Source organism: Ihuprevotella massiliensis (genome assembly GCA_900095835.1).
Lineage (GTDB): Bacteria > Bacteroidota > Bacteroidia > Bacteroidales > Bacteroidaceae > Alloprevotella > Alloprevotella massiliensis.
Genome location: LT608317.1, coordinates 1 through 992, shown reverse-complemented (window position 1 = coordinate 992; position 992 = coordinate 1). Strand labels below are relative to the sequence as shown.

The window sequence follows — 992 nt, the reverse complement described above, 5'->3', positions numbered from 1 at the left end:
GGAAACGTTGCTAGTCGTCCATCGCTCAAACGAAGCGACAGCAGTTCCTCTTCGGGAAGATAAGTAACACGTCTATCATAAGAGCAATGCACTCCATGACCAAGCCAACCTCTATACTGAGAGTCAGAGTACCAACTTCGCTCCCATGATAAAGGAAGCATCGAAGGAAATCCAAAGTCATTCCCTTCATAAATGACAGAGCCATTGATGAGGTTTACAGGTTCAAACCCCTTTTTACACAGCCAATCACTCAGCTTGTTTGGTCCAAAGAGCTTTCGAAGAGCTTTATTAGACTTCTTCAGTGCTGATGTGCTAGCTTTCTTCCCTGCTTTCTTCATTGCCTTGAGCAATGCAGGAGCAAAGCTCAAGAAAGTACTAAAGCCTACACTTGTGGCTAATCCCATCAATGCTCCTCCCCAATCCGGAACATACGGTCCTCCCAATAAGACGGGCTTGCCCGCTGGGATAGGGAGAGGTAGAGAAAATGCCGTCGGGGCAAAGAGTGTGGGAGTAAACTTAAACTTCTTCTTGGCAATCTTGCCTGAACCTGACAAGGGTAACCCCACATCATTACAGGTCATCGTCATATAGGCCTTTGGGCTTAGCCTTGTCCCTTCGGCAAAGACCGTCTCCGAGGCGAAGAAGTTCATACTCTCATGCCCTATAAGCGGAGCCATCACAAATGGTCCAATCAAAGGGATATGTTGTAGTGTTGCTAAAACACCGCTCGTATCGGAAACCCCTCGTTTAACTCCATTGATATGCACACTGCTACCGATGAAAGGCAAATAATCAAAAGGATCTATGACCATCCCTATATAAGGATGGAACATATTCCCCGAGGCGGATAGATGTAGGTCTATCCCCAAAACAGGTGTCCAATGATTATTTACTGGTAGCATAGGCTAACTTTTCAATGAGGGGTATGTTGGGATTCCTGGAAATGCTTCATCGCCTCCTTTGGACTAGCATCCCAATGCACACCATAAAGT

At 46.2% G+C, this 992-nt stretch carries 1 protein-coding gene; it reads right to left on the bottom strand.

Annotation, left to right across the window (positions count from 1 at the left end; genetic code table 11):
* Positions 1–833, bottom strand: an 833-nt coding sequence (locus tag BQ2633_RS00010; protein ID WP_346047831.1) for a DUF6531 domain-containing protein, incomplete at its 3' end; no start/stop codon positions are given.
* Between the last annotated feature and the right edge of the window lie 159 nt (positions 834–992).